At 45.1% G+C, this 25,083-nt stretch carries 9 protein-coding genes and 1 pseudogene; 5 read left to right on the top strand and 5 right to left on the bottom strand.

Annotated elements, in window-relative coordinates; all coding sequences use genetic code 11:
- Positions 1-239 precede the first annotated feature (239 nt).
- Positions 240-9,140, bottom strand: a complete 8,901-nt coding sequence (locus NDA03_RS25800; protein WP_348239550.1) for a cadherin-like domain-containing protein — start codon at positions 9,138-9,140, stop codon at positions 240-242.
- 1,481 nt (positions 9,141-10,621) lie between these two features.
- Positions 10,622-10,819, bottom strand: a complete 198-nt coding sequence (locus NDA03_RS25795; RefSeq protein ID WP_348239549.1) for a hypothetical protein — start codon at positions 10,817-10,819, stop codon at positions 10,622-10,624.
- A 201-nt stretch (positions 10,820-11,020) separates the two neighbouring features.
- Between NDA03_RS25795 and NDA03_RS25790 the strand changes: the two genes are divergently transcribed.
- Complete coding sequence (locus NDA03_RS25790; protein WP_348239554.1) at positions 11,021-13,120, top strand: RecQ family ATP-dependent DNA helicase; 2,100 nt, start codon at positions 11,021-11,023, stop codon at positions 13,118-13,120.
- A gap of 6 nt (positions 13,121-13,126) precedes the next feature.
- Entirely contained in the window at positions 13,127-14,569 is a 1,443-nt protein-coding gene (locus NDA03_RS25785; protein ID WP_348239548.1) for a DNA-processing protein DprA, read from the top strand.
- 63 nt (positions 14,570-14,632) lie between these two features.
- Here the strand turns inward: NDA03_RS25785 and NDA03_RS25780 are convergent.
- From NDA03_RS25780 to NDA03_RS25770, 3 genes and pseudogenes are all read right to left on the bottom strand, one after another.
- Positions 14,633-14,751, bottom strand: a pseudogene (locus NDA03_RS25780) (Precorrin-3B methylase); the annotation flags it as partial.
- 44 nt (positions 14,752-14,795) lie between these two features.
- Positions 14,796-16,232 carry a GTPase gene (locus NDA03_RS25775; RefSeq protein ID WP_348239547.1) on the bottom strand — a complete coding sequence of 479 codons (1,437 nt, stop codon included), beginning with the start codon at positions 16,230-16,232 and terminating at the stop codon, positions 14,796-14,798.
- Positions 16,233-17,466: 1,234 nt separating this feature from the next.
- Complete coding sequence (locus NDA03_RS25770) at positions 17,467-18,306, bottom strand: hypothetical protein (protein ID WP_348239546.1); 840 nt, start codon at positions 18,304-18,306, stop codon at positions 17,467-17,469.
- 422 nt (positions 18,307-18,728) lie between these two features.
- On the opposite strand from NDA03_RS25770, the gene NDA03_RS25765 reads away from it, so the two are divergent.
- From NDA03_RS25765 to NDA03_RS25755, 3 genes are all read left to right on the top strand, one after another.
- Positions 18,729-19,211 carry a site-specific integrase gene (locus tag NDA03_RS25765; protein ID WP_348239545.1) on the top strand — a complete coding sequence of 161 codons (483 nt, stop codon included), beginning with the start codon at positions 18,729-18,731 and terminating at the stop codon, positions 19,209-19,211.
- A 133-nt stretch (positions 19,212-19,344) separates the two neighbouring features.
- Complete coding sequence (locus NDA03_RS25760; RefSeq protein WP_348239544.1) at positions 19,345-19,653, top strand: CU044_2847 family protein; 309 nt, start codon at positions 19,345-19,347, stop codon at positions 19,651-19,653.
- A gap of 15 nt (positions 19,654-19,668) precedes the next feature.
- Entirely contained in the window at positions 19,669-24,210 is a 4,542-nt protein-coding gene (locus NDA03_RS25755) for a HEAT repeat domain-containing protein (protein ID WP_348239543.1), read from the top strand.
- Positions 24,211-25,083 lie beyond the last annotated feature (873 nt).

Here is a 25,083-nt window from a genome sequence, read left to right as displayed (position 1 = left end):
TTCCTTAATTTATATTTAATAATTACTATTTTTAAGAGTAAACATGGAAAAAGTAAGGAAAAAGTAAGGAAAAAACTATAGTCCAGCATGAGCAGAAAAGCTCATGCTGGGTTGAAGGCTGGAATGGGGATAGTGATCGCACCCAACAGGATTGGTGATACGGAGTTCCAACCAGTTGGGCGCTCGATCATGGCTGCTGTTGCTTGGGGAACCTCAGAATGCTGAGACTCCAGGTTAATTTAACTGAATAGGAAACCTGCTGCATTATCAGCCGCGACGTTCAGCCCTATGTTGTCTTGGGTAAACCCGGTTGTTCCATTCATCGTCAGTAGCAAGGTGCCAGTACCAAATCCGGCATTGCCCGCAATGTTGTCGCTCAGGCGGAAGGCAGTAGTGCTGCCACTGGTAACGACATCGATTGTGACATTGTTGACGAACTTGAGTACATCTCCGCCTGCGCCACGAGTGAACTGGTTGATAATATCTGTACCCTGCCCCACGGTATAAATCAGTGTATCTACATCGCTATCTACACCGAAGTTGAACGTATCGTTGCCAATTCCGCCAACGAACGTATCGGCACCTGCATTACCTGTCAGGACATCATTGCCAGCTCCACCAGAGAGGAGGTTATTAGCACTGTTGCCAGTGATTGTATTATTCAAGTCGTTGCCGATGCCATCAATCGCTGCATTTCCGGTGAGTACCAGATTCTCGAAGTTGGCGGCTAACGTCCAGCTGAGAGCAGATTGAATCGTATCAGTTCCTTCATTCAAGGCTTCCGTCAGGATATCGTCGAGGGAATCAACGATATAAGTATCATTGCCTGTGCCACCAATCAGCGTATCAACTCCCAATCCACCATTCAGGGTGTCACTACCCGCTCCACCAGTGAGGATGTTGTTAGCACTGTTGCCAGTGATGGTGTTGTTGAGCGTGTTGCCCGTCCCATCAATCGCTGCATTTCCGATGAGGATTAAGTTCTCAACGTTGTTGCTTAGCGTATAGGTAACGGATGACTGGACTGTATCCGTACCAGCATTCTGGGCTTCAGTAACAATGTCCCCAACGGCATCGACAATGTAGGTGTCATTGCCGCCACCACCGGTGAGGGTATCGTTGCCTGCTCCGCCATCCAGAATGTTATTGCCGCTATTGCCAACGATAGTGTTAGTTAGTTCGTTACCAGTGCCGTTGATACTTTCAGTCCCCGTCAGGGTTAGGTTTTCTACGTTTGCATTCAAGGTGTAGGTAACACTGGAGTTGACCTTGTCCAGACCTTCGTCTAACAGCTCAACAATGACATCGCCTGTATTATCGACGATGTAGGTATCGTCACCTGCTTCACCGATGAGGGTATCTGCTCCACTTCCACCATTGAGGGTGTTATTAGCACTGTTGCCCGTCAAGGTGTTGTTCAAGGTATTACCTGTACCATTAACTGCGGCAGATCCTGTGAGGATTAAGTTTTCCAAGTTTGCTCCTAAAGTCCACGTCAGGCTAGAAGTCACAGTGTCAATTCCCTGGTTCGCTTGCTCTGTGACGATATCGCTGAGGGAATCAACAATATAAGTGTCGTCGCCCAACCCACCGATGAGCGTATCGTTACCAGCATCACCATTGAGGATGTTGTTGCCACTATTGCCTGTCAGGGTGTTGTTAAGGCTATTGCCTGTTGCGTTGATGTTAGTAGTGCCGGTGAGAGTAAGATTTTCTAATTCTGCACCCAATGTCCAACTAATGCTGGCGTTGACGGTATCTGTCCCCTGTGCCGCCAGTTCTGTGAGAATATCGCCTAAGGAATCAACGACATAAGTGTCGTTACCAGCGCCCCCAATCAAGCTGTCGTTGCCTGCACCCCCATTGAGAACGTTGCTGCCCGTGTTGCCAGTTAAGGTGTTATTTAGCTCGTTGCCAGTGCCGTTGATACTTCCAGTTCCTGTGAGGGTCAGGTTTTCTACGTTTGCGCTCAAGGTGTAGCTCACACTCGCGTTCACCGCGTCAAGACCTTCGTCTAACAGCTCAACAATGACATCGCCTGCATTATCAACAATGTAGGTATCATCGCCTGCTCCACCAATGAGCGTGTCTGCTCCAGTTCCACCATTGAGCGTGTTATTGGCACTGTTACCCGTCAACGTATTGTTCAAGGTGTTGCCTGTACCATTGATCGCAGCAGTACCCGTCAGGCTCAGGTTTTCTACATTGGTCGCTACCGTGTGGGTAACGGATGCCAAAACCGTGTCCACTCCAGCACCTACTGCTTCGGTAATGGTGTTCGTTGTCGTGCTGACGATGTAGGTGTCGTTGCCTGCTCCCCCTACTAGGGTATTGGTTCCAGCCCCGCCATCGAGGGTATTGGTTCCAGCCCCACCGCTGAGGGTATCATTACCATCCCCACCGCTGAGGTTATCGTTGCCAGCGCCAGCAGTGATGGTATCGTTGCCCGTGCTGCCAGTGGCATTCAGTGTGCCCAAGAAGCCGCCAAAATTGAAGGTTTCAAAGTTTTGGATGACCAGCCCTGGAATCCCGGTGAGTTGATCGGTGGTTGCGGAACTGTTCAACGTTAAAGCAGTTGCGGCTGTGCCACCAGAGATGACCAGCGTATCGACTCCGGTTCCGCCGTCAAACAGGTCATTTTGCTGGGCGTTGGCAATTGTTGTGGTGACGGTATCGTTGCCAGCATTACCAAAGACGCGGTCTGGGTTGGCAGTGGCAGTGAGATTATCGTTGTTGGCTGTTCCGTTAATGACGTTGTAGGCAGTTATTGTGATCGCCTTACTGTCGCTCAGTGCGCCACCACTGCCCGCGTTACCTTGATCGTTCACGGTAATCGTGATGCTGTCATCCCCTAAGTAACCAGGGTTGCTGCGATACGCTAGATTATTGAGCGCAGTGTTAATGGCACTCAAAGAACCACTGAAGGTCATATATGTATCTTGATCGCCATCTCCGACTGTAAAGCTCAAACCACTAGTAGAACTGAGCGTTGCCGAACCATTGACGAGGGAAAGTGTCACTTGTAAGGAACTAGTCCCTGCATCGACATCCGTGACGCTAATGCCTGGAATGATTTGACTAATGTTCGAGGTTACCGTTTGGGTAGTTGGCACCGTTAGCACTGGGGCATCGTTGACTGCCGTCAAGCTAAAAGACTGAGTGGCTGCCACTGAACCGCCATTACCATCGACAACGTTGTAAGAAAGGTTGACCGTGCCATTAAAGTTAGCAGCAGGTGTAAAGCTGTAGGTACCGTCGTTATTGTTAACTAGTGAGCCATTGCTTGCCGTGAGATTAGCAACAGAAAGTGTGTCACCATCCACATCGCTGAAGCCTGCCAACAGGTCAGCAGCATTGATGGTGTAAGCAGTGTCTTCGGTACCAGCCCCTAGAGATGCGGTAGCACTGCCCGTGGGAGCGTCGTTGACGTTTGCGACTGTCCCCGTTGCCTCACTGGTAGAGGATTCCACCGTGCCTTGTCCGTCGGTGTAAGATGCCGTGACGGTGAAGACTTTACCCACATCGGTTTGTGTCAAGGTGTAGGTAGCGCCTGTAACGCCAGTGCTTACTCCATTGGCAAACCAAGTGTAGGTCACGACACCTAAGCCATCGGCATCTGCCAAGGTGTTGGCAGCCGTCAATACTTCGCCTTGAGCAGCAGTACCGCTGATAGTGACGGTGCCCGTCGGTAAATCGTTGACGGGGGTAACACTGGTACTAATCGTATTGGTAGTGGCAGAAATTGCTGTTGCACCGCCTCGGCTACCTGTGTTCACGTTGATGGGATTGTTGCCGCTGGTAAATGCACCATTGTAGGTATTATCTAGGGCGCGGATTGTGAGGGCAGGTGGAGTACCGTTGTAGTTGACAACCGGAACAAAGCGGACTGCGGTAGTTGCAGAGAGTGCCAGGGCGGTTGCGCCATCGGTTACCGTGCCGACGTTAAACCAGTTGGTGCCATCAGTGGAATATTGCCAGATGCCTTGAGTTGTTGCATTGGCTGTATTGCCTACGACTGCCACCCCACTGAGACTAGAGTTGGGGTTGGGGTCGCTGAAGAGTCCGCTGAAGAGGGTGGTGATGGTTTGACCAGCAGGGGTCGTTGTGTCTTCCGAAATGGCGGTTAGGGTAGCATTGCCGGTAAAGCTGGGAGCTATGTTAGGGGCATCTGTGATGGTAAGCGTAGCACTACCTGTATTGTTCAGGAGTACTGAAACAGACCCCTGGAAAGCTTCGGCACCATGATTTATAGTCGCCACATCAAGATTGCCGTCACCATTGATATCTGCCAAGGCGACAGCAAAGGAGTCTATTCCACCAGTTGAGACATTGCTAGAGCCTGTAAAGTTGCCTGCGCCATCCCCAAACCGCAAGGAAACCTTGCCAGAGGTGGTAACCGCTAAATCAAGGTTGCCATCCCCATTGATATCCCCCAAAGCGAGACCTCGTGGATTAGTCCCAACTGACACATTAGTAGAACCTGTGAAGTTACCTGTGCCATCTCCTAACCTTACCGAGACTGTGCCAGCACTATAGTTTGCCGTTGCAAAATCAAGCTTGCCATCGCTGTTGAAATCTCCTAAAGCAATAGCTTGAGGATTAGTGTCAACAGACACTTCACTTATGCCGGTGAAATTGCCTGTGCCATCCCCTAGTCGTACCGAAACTGTATTAGCATTAGTGTTTGCGGTTGCAAAATCAAGCTTGCTGTCTCCATTAAAGTCTCCTAAAGCAATAGCTTGAGGATTAGTCCCAACAGGCACGCTGGTAGTGCCAGTAAAGTTGCCTGTGCCATCCCCTAATCGCACCGAAACCGTATTAGCATTAGTGTTTGCCGTTGCAAAATCAAGCTTGCCATCGCCGTTGAAATCTCCTAAAACGAGACTTGCTGGATTACCTGCAACGGTGATATTGGTGGTGCCGGTAAAGTTGCCTGTGCCATCCCCTAATCGCACCGAAACTGTATTAGTATTAGCATTTGCGGTTGCAAAATCAAGCTTGCCGTCTCCATTAAAGTCTCCTAAAGCAGGACGTGAAGCATAACCTCCAACAGGGACATCCGGAGTGCTGGTGAAGTTGCCTGTGCCATCTCCTAACCGGATTGAAACCGCAGAGGTGATCGTGGAAGTGAGTAGATCAAGCTTGCCATCCTTGTTGACATCACCAAGAGTAAATCCTGCGGGAAACGGCCCGACTGACACCAACGGAGCAGCCCGGAAGGGGGTGGTGGAATTGTAGGCTAGGGTGTAGCCACTACCCGAAGTCAAGTTGAGTCGCACGGTTTCGTTCGGGTCAACAATCCCATCATTAACGGCAGCCACCTGAAGGGTAGCGGTGGTAGCTCCCGCAGCAACAGTAAAGCTGCCGCTAGTCACTCCTGTGATATTGTTGCCTGCGGTTAGGCTAAAGTCGGCAGGAGTCGTCGCGGTGCTGCCGGAGAGGTTGTAGTTGATCGTCAAGCCACCTGCGGGTGCTGGGGCATCGAGGGTAATAACGAAAGTGCCAGGAGTTCCAGCTTCTGTAGGGGGAGTGCCTGTTGCGAGGGAGACATCAGCGACAGCCGCAAGGCTAAAGGATTGGGTCGCTGGAGTAACCCCGCCATCACCATCTACCACGTCATAGTTCAGCGTAACCGTACCGTTGTAGTTGGCAGTAGGTTTAAAGATGTAGGTGCCATTGCCATTGCTGATGATAGAACCGTTGGTAGCGGTCAGGTTGTACACTGAGAGGATATTGCTCTCGACATCAGTAAAGCCTTGCAACAAGCTAGCGGCGGTGATGGTGTAAGCGGTATCTTCGGTTCCTGCTGCCAACGTTGCGGTAGTGCCCGTTAGAGTTGGAGCATCGTTGACAGGAGCGATCGCAAATGACTGAGTGGCTGCGACTGAACCACCATTGCCATCTACAATATCGTAGTTCAGTGTAACGGTGCCGTTGAAGTTGGCAGCAGGTGTGAAGACGTAGTTCCCACTGCTATCTGCCGTCAGAACCGTGCCATTGGCTGTGATATTGCTGACTGACAAGGAATCGCCATCAACATCACTAAAGCCTGCTAGCAAGTCGGCTTTGCTGATGGTGTAAGCGGTGTCTTCCGTTCCAGCAACTAGAGATGCGGTGGCAGAGCCAGTAGGAGCATCGTTAACCGCCGTGATGCTGGTGTTGATGGTGTTGGTGGTACCAGAAATCGCCGAGCCTCCCCCATTTGTACCAGTATTCAGATTGACGCGAGTACCCCCACTGGTAAACCCACTCGTGTAGGTGTTATCGATCGCTCGAACAGTTAAAGCCGGGGGAGCGCCGTTGTAATTGGCAACGGGAACAAACCGGACTACTGTGCTGGCAGAGAGTGCCAGAGCTGTTGCACTATCCGCAACCGTGCCTACAGCAAACCAGGTCGTACCATCTGTAGAGTATTGCCACGTCCCTTGTGTAGTTGCATTTGCAGTATTCCCAACCACCGCAACACCGCCAAGACTTGCGCCTGCATCCGGGTCACTAAACAGTCCATTGAAGACAGTGGAAATCGTTTGACCACTAGGGTTGGTCGTGTCTTCGGCAACAGCAGCTAGTGTTGCATTACCTGTAAAGTTAGGTGCCTGATTGAGGAGGGATAGGGCAATATCATTACCATCCCCTGCCGCATAAGAGATGGTGGCATTTATTCCAGAACCCAGATTAACTGTGGTTCCTTGAGCTAAGCCATTAAATTTTCCATTGATAGCATCAACACCATCATTGTTGACAATGATAAATGTGTTGCCACCACCTGGCGTAAATCCACTAAACAGTGATGTATTTAGCACAGCACTAGTGCCAATCGTCACTGTACCCGTTACATTTAGCTGGTCGTAGAATCCAATTCCATTGCCTGCCGATGTGCCGCCTAACTCAACGTTGAACCGTGAGCCATTGGTAAAGTTAACGGAGCCTGTGTTGAGAATACCAATGCCACTACCAGGAGCCAGCGCTCCATCACTGTTAACCGTGACATTGCCAATTACTGTGCCCGATCCACCGAGGGTTCCACCGCTGTTGATAGTAGTGCCAGCAGTCGCAGTTTTACCATTGACATCGAAAATCCCTTCGTTAATAACAACCGACGAGAAAGTTTCGCTGGAACCCAGTAATGCTTTATCAGTAGAAGTTGTCTTGTCGATTACCAGGTTGCCCTGCGTCCCAGTGCCTAAGCCGGTATAAGTGTTTGTCGCACTGCCTACTAAAGCAATGGCACCCGTTCCTGTGATTCCATTCGTATCGGCAGAAATGACATCTCCAGCAACTTTAATACTGAAGCCACTGCCTACAATCGTCTGCACCTCAGTGATGATCAAGTCATTGTTCACGACCAAGTCTTTGCTGAGCGAAAAGTTTGCCTGAGAGTGAAACTTCAGCTCAACATCATCAATAGAACCGCTGAAGTTATTGATATAGCCCTCTGCAAAAGAGTTCGGCTCTCCAAAGACAACCTTACCGCCAGCATTTTTGAGCAGACCCGAACCAGAGAGAGTGCCACCGCGCAACCGCAGGTCATCGGTGAGCAGGACATCGCCACCCGTTTTGGCAATGTTCAGGTTCCACAGCACCCCAGTACCACTGATACTCTGGTCGGTGCTGCCTACCAGTTGAATGGCAGAGTTGCTGTTGTTAAAGTTGGCATCGTTGGTGATGACATCTCCACTCACCTTGATATTGAATGTGCCAGCATTGCCTGCAATCGTCTGCACTTCAGTGATGATCAGGTCATTGTTCACGACCAAGTCTTTGCTGAGCGAAAAGTTGGCTTGAGAGTGAAACTTCAGCTCAACATCATCAATAGAACCGCTGAAGTTATTGATATAGCCCTCTGCAAAAGAGTTCGGCTCTCCAAAGACAACCTTACCGCCAGCATTTTTGAGCAGACCCGAACCAGAGAGAGTGCCACCGCGCAACCGCAGGTCATCGGTGAGCAAGACATTACCACCCGTTTTGGCAATGTCAAGGTTCCACAGCACCCCAGTACCACTGATACTCTGGTCGGTGCTGCCTACCAGTTGAATGGCAGAGTTGCTGTTGTTAAAGTTGGCATCGTTGGTGATGACATCTCCACTCACCTGGATGTTGAAGGTGCCACCACTGCCGGCAATTTGATTGACATCGGTGATGGTGAGGTCGTTGCTGACCACCAAATCTTTCACTAGAGTTAGACTACCAGTAGCGGTTGCAATTTCCAGGTTGTACAGTGCTGCTGTGCTGTCTACAGTCTGATTTCCCGTGAAGCGTACTGTTCCTGTCCCTGAGTCAAAACTACTGGCATTTGCGATCGCAAATCCTCCTGAAACCGCCAATATATTTGAACCCAGGCTAATGCTTCCTGTATAAGCAGCCGCCACCTGAAGATTTTGAATACTGACATTGCCATTAATAGTGGCATTTTTGGTCGATGTCCCATCAAAAGACGCCACATCATCTGCATCAGGAATACCGTCTGCATCTGATCCTGTGCCACTAACGAGGCTCCAGTTTGCTGCCTCAGTCCAGTTATTAGTTGTACCGCCACCACTCCATTTAAAAGTTGCCATAAAAATTCCTGAATATGTTTCAATAACTTCTTTACAAAAAGCAAGCTGTGGTTCTACCTGTGAGCGACTCTGTCGATTAGCAACAGGTATCGTTCTATCAAGCCTCCAATTCGTCTCTAAATCTGCGTTACCAACCCTCGTCGTTGAAGCGTGGACAGAGGCTCCGGTTAACTCACTCAAGCGGTGGATAAAGGCTTGTCCGCGATCGCCTTTTGCAACTTCACAACCGTAAATTAACAGTTCAGCATTGGGAGCTAGCCAATCTGCCCAGCTTAAAAGTTCGTTTCCATAGTGATTTAGGGTTTCTAGACTGAGTTCGCGATCGCCAATATAAATTGCACCAGAAGCACCATGAGAGACAATGTGGACGCTGCTAACTCTCTGCCGTTCCGCCAGTGCCCGACTAATCTGCTCCACACCATCCTGTCTAGAGTCGAGGACAACCACCTCAATTCCTGGCGCAACTCCAGCAACTAAACTTTGGTAATCTTCTAGCCTGGAATCAATAAAGGCAATTCCATCCAGGACTTGCCCAACTTCATCAAGGTTTTGATGATGGTTAATTTCTCTTCTAAGTGTCATGCCTAGGTTTCTTGCAATTTCTAAAAATTTATCGGTTTCAATTACATTAAAAGAGTACATATGGAAATAATTCTCCCAGTGTTTTATGAAAAAATTAATCTCATGGCGATTCACTTTTAAGACTGTCCTTCTGCTTTCTAGCTTTTGATTTATTCTTGTTTTCTCAATAGAAATTTACAAGATAGTCTGATTTTGAGGGATGTTAAAAAAACAGTAACAACACCTCTCCCCAAAGTTTTTTGCTTTAAATGAAAAACTTTGGGAATCCATAAAATCTAATCCTTCAAAAGGCGAGGTTAAGTTTGTGAATAAAGATGATTTGAATAGTAAATATTGTCAAATAATTAATTATTTAAGCTTCAATTCATTACTCGCTATTCAGTATGCTTAATTGGCTCAATAGTGTCGATATATAAAAGTTCGTATGTTTGTAAATGTGTTCAAAAATTAATCTTTAAAAGAATAAGCAATGACTTTGCTCAATCTTTAACTAGATAGATTGATAAATACTCCCTTTTATGTATGCAACCTAAATTCCACAAAATATTCGATAGGTCAATATATATAACTTCGTATATAAAATAGTAACAATCCACAAAATATTTGAAAAGTCAATACAGTTAAATTCGTATTTTCGCAATAGTAAAGTCTGTTATTGAGAAAAATTGATCGCAAGCCAAATTGATGGAGAGTTGAGGAAGGCTAGTCTCTAGTGCAATCACCATGAATCAAGATGGTAGGTTAAGCGATCGCTTTTTCTCCCTCTGGGTCTTCTGTGCCCTCAGCGGTTTGCAAAAAAAGGATTGTTGTCAGATTAAAAGCGCTATCATCGTTCCCTACAAATTAGATTTGGTTAAACCTAAACTGTTCTTTAATAGCTTGAAGCACTCTTTGTAAGCAAGGAAAAGTTAGGGAGAAAGTCAGATGATTGTAAAATTGGATTTGGTGTATTCCAAAAAGATAGAGAAAAGGGGTACTGCCAAAAATGTAATGATGGAGAAGTAGGCTTAGTTATAGCAACGGAAAAATTTTGGTCGGTAAGGCTCAAAAGCCTATAAATTAAGGCTTTTTTGGCTGTCCTGATTGACAAGTCTACGATCGCTAGTACCTGTTCAACTGTCCCAATTTGAACCATAAATGGGACACTCGCCATCCCGAACAACGATTTTTCGCCATTACAGACCTCCAGGCAGCGAACGGTCAGACATCAAAAATGGGACAGTTCCTTCTGACTCCTCACTAACGACCAAAATTTTTCCATTGTTAAGACTAAGCCTTGCAGAATGAAGGGTGCGATCTGGGCGATCTGCGGGGTGACTTATGCCTTTGAAACAATAAACCTCATGGAAAAGCCGCAGGTGGGATGGCAAAAGTAGGTTAGGGTCGGGAAAACCATGTATGACGATGTAGAGCCGGAGCGGACAGCAGCGCGATCGCCAGTTGAGAAATGTAGGTATGACGACTTGGAAGAAAATCCTTTCTCAACTCCAATAGAGGTTTCTAGTTTTATTGAAAAGGATTCCTGAATCCCTGCCCTGAATGCGATCGCCGCCAAGGGTAAACATAGAAGAGAAGATTGCCTGCTGAACGCACTGCTGCAATAGTTCTGGCAAGCTATTACCTAACTGAGCCAGTTGTTCTGGAAGGTCATCTGGAATTTCAATCGTGATAGTTACCACAGCGAGAGCCACGCAATAACTACACTATTCCCTATTCTATGCGGGTTGAGAGCTTCTCTTAGAGTTTAAGCTATTGGCTCAATCGAGTTCAACCTCAGTGCGCGATCGCTTTGGATAATTAAGACTGTCGGAGATACACATTCTCAGCATCTATCAGCTTTGATAGAAGAAACAGGTGGCTTTCCCAAACTGGGTATGGATATGACAACAGAACTCAGAAATCAGGCGTTATTACTTCTCCGTCAAGCCCTGAATGACCCAACAGCTGACTTTCGGGATGGACAATGGGACGCGATATCTGCCTTAATTGGGAAGCGAGCGCGGTTGTTGGTTGTTCAACGTACTGGCTGGGGCAAAAGTTTAGTTTATTTTCTGGCGACTCGATTGCTACGAGATGCTGGTGCTGGTCCAACACTCCTCATTTCACCACTACTGGCTCTCATGCGAAACCAAATTGCCGCAGCCGAACGCATTGGCGTTAAAGCTGCGACGATTAACTCTAGTAATACAGAAGAATGGGAACCAATAAAAGCTCGGTTGCTAGCAGGAAGAGTCGATATCCTACTGATTTCCCCTGAACGACTGGCAAATGAGAAATTTCGAGAAACTGTTCTGTTACCAATATCTCAACGTATTGGATTATTTGTCGTTGATGAAGCCCATTGTATCTCTGACTGGGGACACGATTTTCGTCCCGACTATCGGCGCATTGTTCGGGTTTTGCAAGCACTTCCTCAGAACATTCCAGTGCTTGCCACAACCGCCACAGCTAACAACAGAGTGGTTAACGATATCATTGCTCAATTGGGAGCCAATCTGCGCGTATCAAGAGGCTCGCTGACTCGAAAAAGCTTGCAATTGCAAAATATCAAGCTTCCCAGTCCAGCAGCACGAATGGCTTGGTTAGCCGAATACCTTCCAAGCTTACCTGGTAGCGGCATTATTTACACGCTCACTGTCAGAGATGCCGAACGAGTTGCCGATTGGTTAAAGATACAAGGAATTGACGCTAAAGCTTATCATAGTGACCTAACTAATGAACAACGTTTAGCATTAGAAGACCAACTCCTCAACAATGAAATCAAAGCATTGGTATCAACCACTGCTTTAGGAATGGGCTTTGATAAGCCCGATTTGGGATTTGTCATTCATTACCAACGTCCAGGTTCTGTTGTTCATTATTATCAACAAGTGGGACGAGCGGGTAGAGCGGTAGAGCAAGCTTATGGAATTCTTCTCAGCGGTGATGAAGACGACGAAATTACTAATTATTTCATTAGAACTGCCTTTCCTCCAGAAGCTCATATTCAGGAGGTTTTAAGAGCTTTAGAACAGGCAGATGACGGCTTTTCGGTTCCCCAACTAGAGCAGCAACTCAATCTTTCTAGAGGACAAATTGAAAAGGTTTTGAAACTCCTATCGCTGGAATCCCCCGCACCTGTAACTAAGCAAAGCTCCAAGTGGTATGCTACCGCAGTGTCTTATCAGCCTAATACTGAAAAAATAGAACAGTTGACGCAAATCCGCAGCTCTGAACAAACTCGGATGCTGGAATATACGGAAAGCAAACAATGCTTGATGACTTTTCTAGCAATAGAATTAGATGATCCCAACCCAACTGTTTGTGGCAAATGTACTGTGTGCTTGAGTAGACCTTTATTGCCAGAAACCTACTCCCTGCAACGGGTCAATCAAGCAATCCAGTATCTACGTCGCAGTGACCAAATCATTGAACCCCGTAAAAAATGGCCTTCACAAGCACTACCAATTTATGGCTTTTCAGGGAATATTAGAGACAATTTACGAACAGAGGAGGGAAGGGCGTTATCTCTTTGGGGTGATGCTGGTTGGGGAGAATTAGTTAAGCAAGGTAAATATCGGGATAATCATTTTGATGATGCGCTGGTCCAGGGTGCTTTTGAGATGATTCAACGTTGGCAACCTCAGCCTTTTCCAACTTGGGTCACTTGCGTTCCCTCATTGAATCGTCTAGAACTTGTACCAAATTTTGCTCAACGGCTGGCTGAAAAATTAGATTTACCCTTTAAGCAAGTTGTTCGGAAAACCCGCCCAAATAAACAACAAAAAGAGATGAGTAATAGTTACCAACAAGCTCATAATTTAGATGGTGTATTTGAGGTTGACACTTGGCAAGGCATGGAAGGTTCAGTTTTCTTAATTGATGATATGGTAGATTCCCGTTGGACTTTTACTGTCATTGCTGCGCTTTTACGTCGTGATGGAAATGGTCAGGTTTTTCCTCTGGCATTGGGACTTACTTCTTTAGATCAAGCGGATTAGGAAATTATGTTAAACCATGTGCTGTCACCAAATACCCAAGGAATTTTATTATTGTGTGCCAGCTTTGGGCAAAATCGGCAAATGGAACCGCAGCCCTTAACGCTTGGTGAGTATAACTCCTTAGCAAGTTGGCTACTTGAAAATGAGATGAATCCAGGAGATTTACTCAATCCAACTTTCAAAAATCGGTTATCGAAAATTTGCATTGGCAAGCTCAACTCTGACAGGCTGGTAGCTTTACTGGAACGAGGTGTTATGCTGGGCTTGGCAGTCGAGAAGTGGACGAATCAAGGACTATGGGTACTGGGACGAGGTGACTCTCACTATCCCAAGCGTCTTAAGCAGAGACTGAGACATTCAGCACCAGCAATTCTCTATGGCATTGGTAACATAGAACTGCTCTCTGAAGGAGGATTGGCTGTCGTCGGTTCTCGTGATGTTGATGAAGAAGGACTTGGCTATACCCAGAGGGTTGCACAAAGTTGTGCTGAACAAGGAATACAGGTAGTTTCCGGTGGGGCGCGTGGGGTAGATCAAGCGGCTATGCTAGCAGTTTTAGAAGCAGGTGGAACCGCTGTAGGTGTACTTGCTGATAGCTTAAGCAAGGCAGCAGTTGCTGGCAAGTATCGTGCTGGCATTAAAGAAGGCAGACTTGCCCTGGTTTCTGCCGTCGATCCTGGTGCTAGCTTCAATGCTGGTAATGCGATGGGTCGAAACAAGTATATCTATGCTGTAGCTGATTATGCCCTCGTAGTCAGTTCCTCAGTTGGTAAGGGCGGTACTTGGGCAGGTGCTACTGAGGCGCTGGAACGGATAAAGGATGTCCCAATTTTTGTGCGGATGCAGGAAAATGTACCAGAAGGTAATCGGCAACTGCTTAAAAAGGGAGCAAAACCTTTGTCAGTAATACCTGCTAGTTCATTGATGGGACGATTGAGGACATGGTTAGAAGCAGCTACCTCGGAGGTTAAACCAACAACAGCTGAAGTGGAAGTGACAGACTCTGAGGTAGCAGATGTTGTGGCAAATAAACCCTCAGTAGTAGAGCCATCTACAGGTGTGATTTTTCATGTCAATGAGTCAGCTACCTCGGAGGTTAAACCAACAACGGCTGAAGTGGAAGTGACAGACTCTGAGGTAGCAGATGTTGTGGCAAATAAACCCTCAGTAGTAGCGGACTCATTCACAGGTATGCTTCTCCCTGTTAATCAGCCATCTCCAAAAGACATCTACGAAGCAGTTTTACCATTTATCCTCAATCATTTAGAGCAGCCCAAGGATGCGATATCTCTTGCCGAGTCTCTGGATGTCCGAAAAGGACAAGTAGAGGATTGGTTAAATAGAGCTGTAAAAGAGGGTAAGGTTAGAAAAACAAAGAAGCCAGTGACTTATGTAGCTAATAAGCAACCGATTTTATTATCTTTGCTGGAAAAGAAGGGTGTAACTTAATTTCAGAAGCAGTTGGTACAAATTAAGGAGTGATCGCACTTTCCCGACAACCTAAGGAAAACACTATTTCGATTTTCGTTTTGACTTGGGCGGCGTTCGGTGTGCGCCAAAGTATTTTCACTGCGATAGCGAAGCCACACCCGCAACTGCGGCGGAATCTAGTCTTTTTGTTCTTTCGTAAGCGCCCATTGTCATATTTCAAAATGGAGAAAATAATCTTTTCAAGTTATATGAATTTATTAACAATCTCATCAAAATTAATTTTATTGAAATTTCTTACGTCGCTTAGTGCTAATCCTTTTAATAGTGCTTCAGCTTGCTTCTGGTAGCTTTGAAACTTTGATTTAAGAAGTTCTTTATCTTCTATATTTGCTCCGCTTTCGAGTACAAAATTAACTGCGGATAACATAGCAATAGTTATTGAAGCTGCCGTAATTGCTGCTGCTACCTCAATAACACCTGTTGGTGGTATAAAAGACGTAACAAAAAGAAAAACGGAAGAAGCAACAGCCTGTCCTGCAAATATTGGTAACATTGCAAAAGCTGTACCTTTTGAAAGAATTTCTCCAGTGTACAAGTAGTATAAAGAGGCAATTGCAGCAGCTTGTGTAGCTGTAATAAAAGCTGCTCTACCCGGAAGAATAGCTTGACCAGCAACTAGAGCTACAGCTCCTGCAATTATTCCTACTGCATAAGGTCGTTTATCAGGCATCTGGTGGGCGAGTAAAAGCTTTTTCCCCTTTGTATCTAAAAAACCGTTAATATCCTGCCGAAGCAAGTCCACCCCTCGAATATCTAGTTGAATATCAGAACGAGTCTCTGGATCGTAACCATTTGCACAGCAAGGGTAAATTTTTTCAAGCTGAAGAGTCTGCTGCCATTGATTAATAACTTTTTCTAGAGCTGAAGGATTCAACTTGTCCCATTCATCAATTTTATTTAAGACAACAAAAACAGAATTACAGTGCGCTTTTAAGTTATTAAAATGCTTCTTTTGAGAAGCATCCGCTGCTCCAGTTACAACAAGAATGCTTACATCAACTCTACTTAAATAGTTCTGTGTGAGTCTGCTGTTCTCCGCACGTATATCATCAAGTCCAGGTAAGTCAATAAGTATAACATTTTTACTTATTTGAAATTCGCACGGTTCAGTTGTAATACCTGCTTCTGCCCCAACTTTTGCAAGCATATCAGAGCGATCTCGCTCTAAATATGCATTTATTAATGAGCTTTTTCCGGAACTTACCTTTCCAAGAAAAGCAATCTTCAACATTTGCGACAAACTTTTAATATTTTCTTCAAATTGAATTTCAACAGCTTGAATAAAGTTTTCTTCTTTTTGAGCTATTTCTTCTGCTTGCTTCTTTCGTTGAAATTCCAACTGCTTTTTTTGTTCAGCTTGTCTTTGCTCTTCTCTAGTTCGTTCAATTTGTTTTTCCTTTGCATTTTGAGCTGCTGAGATTAGACCTTGTAAGTAAGGATGAGATAGATCGACTTGTCCAATGCTGCCAGTTATTGTTTTTTTCTGCCCAGTTTGTTGCCCTTTCGTAATTTCAAGTACAGCACCTTCTGGATTTTTAATCAGTAACGTACCTAAAGGATTATCTTGCGAAATATTACAGGTATATCTGCGATTCTCGTAGTAAAACTCTATTTCTTCCATAAAACTCTCTCCATACCAATTTTCAATTATACAACCATTAAATACAAGCGCTTATCTTACAACATCAATACTAAATGCCACACCAATTGTTAGATATCTTTTATCTCAGTCCCGAACACCTTCAAACTGCCCTAGTGCCAGTTGGGTGTATCTCACTGTATGTTGAATTTGCCAATATCCTAATTAATCTTGAATCCTTTTCGTATCGCATCTTTATGACAATAGATAGAAACCTGTAGAACGTCGGATTATATAGAGATGGAGTGAATAAACTAACCTTGCCTTATGTTCTGCAATACCTTATCATGCTCTTCTCCGTGTCCGAATCCGGGAAATGGATTTTTCCCGGATTGGAACGAAAGTCTCTCTCAACTTCAATCGAGGCTATCGATAAAAATTCTTAAACCACTGTCCTGAATGCGATCAACCCAAGTTTCTGGTCGCGACAATGAATACCGCCAGCTTGAAACAGTTGAATGAGAGAAGACTAGTAATCTGAGCGGTTGGAAAGGCGATGAGAATTAGAAGCCGCAGAAGAATTAAAAATATTTCAATTGTCAGTTTGGCGATCGCCTGCTGTTTCGGTTTCTTAACTCTGTTGTCCCAAAGAACTGTACAAAGGAATGCTGTTAGGTTTCGGGTTTGGGCTGTGCTGTGGGATTCGCCTGATTGAAGATTAAGTTCCAATTGGGACTTGGTTTTGTATCCAATCGAGAACTTGTGGTTGCTTGCAGAAGTTAAACAAGCCCAGATGCATTTACAACCAGAATTTCAGTAACCGATATCACTTCAACCACCTAGCAATATTCGCTAAGATTTATCAACCCTATAGCTGGAAATCAATGGAGACTGAAAGCCTTTCTCGGAGTGAGTTTGAGCAGAGGATAGGAGCTTTCCGCAAAATTCCTCTAGAACCAATAGACTACTGTACTCATTGGGTAGCTATTAATCCGAACAAAGGCTACAGAAAGAGCTACATTAACGCTTTATCAAAAGCCACTAGATTGAGTTTACAGATTGTCAAGAATTGGGGCACTAACTTTACCAGAAGATCCCAAAATCTCCCTCATCTACTTTGGCAACTTAACCTGCTCAATCACTTCCTTCAATTGGTGAAGACCGGAGCAATCACACTCCCCCCGAACTTCCCACAACAGTAGTTGGTCGTGATTCAGTATCAGTTCTTGTATTTATTAATTCTTTCCAAGAAGTATGCTTTATCAATTTAGCAATTTTAACGTCTTTCAATTTCCCAAAACCAATGGTTTTTTAGTTTAATAATTTCCTGGCTATATGGTGAAGTATAGAAAGAAATATCTTTATTGTCTGACCTGTAAATAACGGTATCACTCCTATCAAGCCCATAGTCCTGCTGCCAGAATTTAATGATTGTTGTTTCTTTTTCTTTAGTAATTGCTATTCTTCCTCTGTTGGATTTGACACCCCCATTTGCAAGATAGTTATATTGGCAAGGAAGATCAACGTTAGAAGTTAGCTTTCCTGAATCTACTAAAGCTACTACCGCTTCAAAATCGGCTAGTTTTGAATGAAAGCTAATTGGTGTAGTATAAGGAGTTTCGCTAAAAAAAACAGATGAGCAAATTACTAAACTTATCCCCCACGGAATTAAAGCTTTTTTTCTTTCTCGTGCTTTGATTTGCTTCAAAAAAGAGAAATTGAGTCCGATTAACGCAGCTCCCGTCTTGAAATAAGTAAATGTTTTTGGAAGGAGCGCCCTAAAAAAAGCCCAAAAAAAAATGGTCAGAATGCATACAGTTGCTGCCCAAGCTACAGAATACAATACGCCTAAAATAATTTTTCGAGATGAATAGTTATCTGAATGCATTGACCACCACTCCGGCCATAGGCAAAGGAGAACAAAAAATAAATGAAAATCTCCTAAAAGCAGCAAAGATGTTAGGTGCAAATGGCTTAGCAACTCACTCCATTGGCAGCGAAAAAACTCAGGCAGTAATATTAATAAGCCAATAACCGCGACGATTAGCGAAAATATTTTAACTTTGGTAGTCAAAAATGACTGCTGATTGAATGCACCACCGGGGCTATTATTCATGGTTTAGGCTGAAATAAAAAGAGAAAAGTATCCAGGGCAACCCTGGATTTTATCCGAAAAATATCTGGATATTAAAATCCTACAAAGCTTAACTTAGATTTTCCGAAAATAAGTTGTTGAGACTTACTTTTTGACACTATCTTTTCTGCCTCCTAAGGCTTTCCCAATCGAGCCTAAGCGATGAGACGCTGTATCGCACATGGTACATTTACTGAGTTTTGATTCAGTGTGCTTTTAATCAAGCTTTGAGATTTCGCCTGAATCTATGGAATGCAAATGACTCGCTACTACTTACTCACCTTCTGGCGTTACAGCTCTCTCCATTTTTTGCATTGAAGTCCCAATTGGAACCTCAGAGTTGCCCTAGACAAGCTACCCCCCGGTGCCATTAAATCAGGTGCAGTGATGCGAGAGTAGTCAGGTTGAAAGTAGACCGACACGGGAGAGCCAAGATTCTTTCCCAAACTGAAATTCAATTGCTATTGGGCAAAGGGCTTCAGACCGAGCGAGATCGCGCTCTGTTTGCCGTCGCCCTATTTAGTGCTTGCAGAATTAATGAAGCTTGCACCCTTTTAACCCAAGACGTTTATGACACTCAGCGTCAGGTGCGTCCCTACCTATTAATTAGAAAAGCCAACACAAAAGGGCAATTGGACACCCGTACCATCCCGATCATTGAAGACCTACGCTCCATCCTCGCAACCTATCAACCAGTTGCCGGGGATGTGTATTTATTTCCTGGTCGGTTCAATGTTGGGCACATCAACCCCGACTCCGCCGCCCGGATATTCAGAAAAGCGAGTCGGTGGGCGGGAATCGAAGGAGCCTCAACACACTCTTTTCGACGCACGGCTTTAACTCAAATGAGCAATGCAGGCATTCCATTGCGCGTCATCGCCGCTTAATCGACACACTCGAAGAGAATGAGTATTTTGGGGATGTGTATCGTGCTGGGAAGCCAATTGATGCGATGGATTAAGATTAATTTCAGTGGGCGCTCGCATGAGATAGCCATTCAATTTAGGAGATACATTGTTAATGAGCTTTACAGAATCTCGCGGTGATACCGTTCCAGTTCAGCTTCCGAATGGGGCTGTCGTTAAAGTCGAAGTTGCTAGTACGGGGCGAGAGGATGTTGGGTTTGATGTCAAGCAATTTCAGCCTGTTGCAGACGCGATTGAGGGGGTAGTGCAGATGATTGCTACTCCGATCCAGAAGGTGAAACCTAAGAAGGCGACGGTGAAGTTTGGCATGGAACTGGCGATCGAGTCGGGGCAACTCACAGCGGTGATTGTCAAAGGCTCTGGCAAAGGGAATTTAGAGATTACCCTGGAATGGGAAGCCTAGCCTAAGGATTGAGCCGTGAGGCAATTAGAGGATCTGTTACAGCAGTGTACGGTGAAACTATCTATCCCTGGTCAACTGGGTTGGGGGACGGGCTTTTTTGTGGCTCCGGGTTTGATTCTCACTTGTGCCCATGTTGTTAAAGCCTTAGTTGCTCCGAATCGGGTGCGAGTGCGATGGCAGCAACAAGTCAACTTTGCAGAGGCAGAATTAGTTCATCGGGTTCCTGACTTGGATTTGGCGCTGTTGCAATTCACGCCAGGGGATGCTGATTTACCCTGCGTTTATTTGGATGAAGCGCTCCAGACAGGTCAGGATCTCTATTTTTTTGGCTACCCGGATGAGGATTTTGAGCATGGCTGTCCGGTGACGGGTAGTTGTGAAGGCTTGACGGGGGATGTGTCACCCCTGATCAAGTTTAAGCAGGCTCAGGTGCGACCGGGTATGAGTGGATCGGCGCTGCTGAATCGTCAAACTGGGAAAGTCTGTGGGATGGTGAAGTTTACCCGCGATCGCAAGTCCGATCTAGGGGGTGGTGCCATTCCCATCGGGGTGATTTTGGAGCAGTTTCCTGAATTGCAGGAGCTTCAGCGGGGGTTTCATGGGCGAGATCGCCGCTGGGTAAACCTGATTACGACGCAAACTGAAATTGACTTTCAGCCCTATTTACAAGCCATCTTTACCGATGAAGCCTATCGCGAGTGGCAAGACGTTTACACACCAACAACGGTGGAAGATCGGCAGCGAATGATAGAGCAGGATACCGCGATCGTTTCCCAACGTCGGGTTTCATCACGGTTGAAGTTGCGGGCGGAGACTGTGAAGCTCGACAAGCAGAAGCAGGGCGATCAACCCGATGGGGCACAGGAAACGCCAGAGCGGGTTGAGCAATGGGATGTGTTAGCAGGGCTACGAAACTATGCGGCGGATCATGTGGTGCTGATCGGCAAGCCTGGATCGGGGAAGTCAACCTCGTTAGAACGGTTGCTTTGGGAAGAGGCGGAGAAGGCACTGCAAGATCCCAATGCTCGAATTCCTGTGTTGGTGAAGTTACGCCGCTGTACTGGGACGATCGAGGCATTGATTCGAGATTTCCTGGTGGGTCATCAGATCGCACTGGAGATTGCCCAGATTGAGGAACTGCTGCGCCAAGGCCAATTCCTGTTGTTGCTGGATGGTTTAAACGAGTTGCCGAAAGCCTTTGAGACAGAGGTGGCTAATTTCCGCGATCGCTATCGCCGCAACACACCCATGATTGTCTCGACACGGGACTTGGGTGGGGGTGGCACGCTGGGCATTGAGAAAACGCTCAAAATGCTTCCCCTGACGGAACCACAAATGCGAGAGTTTGTGCGGGGATATCTGGGAGAGGAGAGCGATCAGCTATTCCAGCAACTTCAGGGTGACAGACTACGCAAGTTTGCCGAAACGCCACTGTTGTTGTGGATGCTCTGTCGGGTATTCGCTCATAATGGCAAGGTTCCTGACAATTTAGGACTCGCATTTCGAGAGTTTGCTCAACTCCATGACCAAGAACTCCAGGCAGATGCCCCAGCGGATTCTAGAGATCAGTGGTATAAGCTGCTGCGTCATCTGGCTTTTGTCATGATGCAGGGAAAAACCTTGATCGACCCTGAGCTATCAATACCTAGAGAGGAAGCCGAAAATTGTTTAACAGCGTATTTGCAGCAAGAGGACAGGGCAAATCCTAGAGAGTGTGCCGAACAATGGCTTCAGGATCTGCTGAAATACCACCTGATCCAACCTGTCATTCAACCCAATCTTGAAGAACACATTGAGTTTCGCCACCAACTAATACAGGAATATTACGCGGCAGAATATCTCCTCAAGTTATTGCCGAACCTAACCGATGACCAACTGAAAAGAGATTACCTCAACTACCTGAAGTGGACAGAACCCCTTGCCTTGATGCTGGCATTGGAAAACAAGGAAATCCAGGCATTACGGGTAGTGAAGCTAGCGATGGATGAGGTGGATTTGATGTTAGGCGCAAGATTGGCTGGGGAGGTGAAAGCTAGTTTCCAGACCAAAACTATTGAACTTTTGCTTCGAGTACCTCTTCCACCTGAACTGCAAATTGATAGCTTGGCTCAAACCATGTCTAATGATGCAGTTCCAGTATTGATTCAGGCTCTAGAAGAGCAAGACTTAGAGATACGTTGGAGAGCAGTTCAGGGGTTAGGAAAAATAGGTAGTAAAGCTAGTCTCCCAGGCTTATTAAAAGCACTAGAAGAGGACAGTTCGGCTGTAAGAGACGCTGTAGTAGAGGCTTTAGTAGGAATGGAAGCTGAAATAACCATTTCTGCTTTACTCGATCTTTTGAAACACCAAAATCCATTTTTACGTGAAACAGCAGCATACATCTTAGGGGAAGTTGGTAATAAAACTACGATTTCAGAATTACTAAACGTATTAAACGATCAAGACCCGGACGTGCGATTAAGTGCAGCAATAGCCTTAGGAAAATTGGGAGATCAGTCTGCTGTTCCTTGTCTACTTCAAGCTTTAGAATCTCAAGAGATATACACATATCGGGAAGTAGCAAGAATCTTGGGAGAACTAGGTAACGAAGTTGCTGTCCCAAGATTGATCAAGGCATTAGAACATGAAGATACAGATGTACGCATGAATACGGTATACATATTAGAAAAATATAGCAGTGAAGTTGTAATTCTAGGTTTGTTAATAGCTCTTAATGATCCAGAAGTTGGCATACGAATCAAGGTGTTAGATTCCTTGAAGAACTTAGATAGAGGAGTTATTATTCCTGTCTTGCTTAAAGCCTTAGAGGATGAAATAGTAGAGGTGCGTATAGGTGCAGTAGAAACTTTAGGAAAGTTAGGTAGTGAAGCTGATATACCAAGATTACTCAAAGCCTTAGAAGATGAAAACGCACAGGTGCGTAGAGCTGCTACTGGGGCGATAAGAGAATTAGGTCATGAAGCTGCTATACCAGGAATACTTCATACTTTGAAGCATCAAAACTCATTAGTGCGTTGTAGTGCAGTAAATGCTCTGGGTAACTTGGGTAATGCCGTTGCCGTGCCAGAATTACTACAAACACTAAAAGATGATGAAGACTGGTATGTACGGTTAAATGCAGTAGAAGCATTGGGAGAAATAGGAGATACATCTGCTGTTCCAGCCTTGTTGCAATTGTTAGAAGATCAGAACCTTTTTGTAATTCGTATTGCAATAGCTCTAGAAAAACATAAAAAATCCTTGGAATCAAGTCAAGTCTTTAAGGAAGATGACGTATTAGAAGATGTCGGTGATAAAACTGAGGTCTTGGAAGTATTTCAAATATTAATAGAGCAAGAAATATTTTTGCTCATTTATATTGCAATAGCTTTAGGCAAACTTCGTAGTCAAATAATTCTCTCTTCTTTGCTCGAATTTCTGAATTTTCCAGATTTGTACTTGCGTTGTGGCATAGTTGATGCTTTAGGAAAATTAGGTAATGAAGTTGCCATCCCAAGATTGCTTGAAGCTTTGGAAGACCAAGAACAATATGTGCGTGGGAAGGCAGCAGATGCTTTAGGAAAATTAGGTAATGAAGTTGCCATCTCAGGATTGCTTGAAGCTTTGGAAGACCAAGAACAATATGTGCGTCGGAAGGCAGCAGATGCTTTAGGATATCTAGGCAGTGAAGTCGCTATTCCAAGATTAATCCAAGCTCTAGAAGATGAAGACTTGAGTGTACGTCACAGTGCAGGAGATGCATTAAAAAAACTATGCAGTGAAGCGGTCATTCCAGAATTACTTCAAGCCTTGAACAATCAGAACTGGAAGGTGCGTGAAACAGCAGCAGATATTTTAGGCAAGCTAGGCAGTGAAATGGCTATTCCAGGATTGCTCAGCGCTTTGGAAGATAGTGAATGTGAATGGGAAGTGCGCTCAAGTGCAGCAAGGGCAATAGAAAAACTTGATGCTCCACAAGTTTTAGCTGATCTGTGGAACCTCCACCGAAAGCAACCGGAGTTTTACCTTCCTGATACGATCGCCTCTATCCAAAACCGCTGCCAGTTCTACAACTACGAAATCTTTCAAGCCCATCTAGTCGCAGAGAAAGCAGATCGCTCAAAAAGCAAGAACAGCGATTCAAACTCTATAACCATAACAACTCTGAAGAGATTAACTATCATGACTGACAAAGCACCAATCTTCAACCAACAGCACGCAACCATTGGCGTTAACTATGCGGCTGAAGGCAGCACAATAGAATTTACTCAGCACACCAGTTCCTCTGAGCAAACCTTTGAGATTTTACTCACCGACTACAAGCAATTTATTGAGCAACTTCAGCAGAAATACCCCACTTTGGCAGACGCAACCACCGTTCCTCAAATTATTGAAGTAGAAGCAAAACTCCTCGAAGCCCAGGATCAACAACGGTGGCAGAACTTCCTTAGTCTCAAACGATTTTGGAACGGCAGTAAGAAAGCAGGCATCAAAGTTGGCGAACACTTTGCCGAAAACAATGTCTGGGCAAAAGGTGCGATCGCCTTTCTAGAAGGTGCTAGCGAAGATGTGAAATAACCATCATTGAACTAAGCAGACTCAAAACCATGCAAATCACTATCGACCGTTTATGAGACAAATTTCTGAGGTTGATACAACGCGCCTCAAACCTAGTATTGCCGTGGCTCATAACCCATCTTTTTATCTGTGTCTCGTAAACCACTGAATAGATGAGTTATGAAATATTTCTATAAAAATTAGATATTGTCGGATCAGTTCTAGCAACCCAACTTTGAACTTGTAGAAGCCTCTTAAAAAAGCCGATTGTGAAAAGATTTCAGTCGTTTAACTGAGTAATTCATCTAGTCGGGGGATGTGCAATTACGAAAATTCATAAATCACCTTATCTAATCCGTAAAATATTTGAAGTTTAGGTCGTAATAGCATGTCCGCCAATCTCAGCGAAAGTATTGAGATCACAGCTTTATACAAACTTTATATTTTTTTAAAAGCTCTAATTGATTCCAATAGCCGTAAATCAAGCAATTGAAGTAATAATAAGCTGCTAAAAATAATTTATAGGAAAATAAAGTTCCTGTTAAACTACGAAAAATTCCGGATGGGAAGCGTAGATATATACAGACAAGCCTCACTGGAATACTTGAAAGCAAGACGAAATAAATTGGTCTAGTCGCATTGGGTGCTTTTGGTATGAGTTTAGTTGCGAAGCGCAAGCAGCGACAGGATGTATAGTTCAACGAATCACGTTAATTCCCTCTTGTTTTTTCTAACCTTTGTAATTGTGGAGTTATGCATTACATGGCAATTTTAAACATCTTGAAAAAGCTATCGATCGCTACATCTGGTGCAGCTTTGCTAGTTCTGAGTCTTGGAGGTACAGTACAAGCTAAAACTTTCACCTTTAACACATCAGACAGTCCGTTTACCCCA

Origin of the sequence: Trichocoleus sp. Lan, from assembly GCF_039961855.1 — a bacterium.
Taxonomy (GTDB): Bacteria; Cyanobacteriota; Cyanobacteriia; order Cyanobacteriales; family FACHB-T130; genus FACHB-T130.
This window is presented reverse-complemented; position numbering and strand designations above follow the sequence as displayed.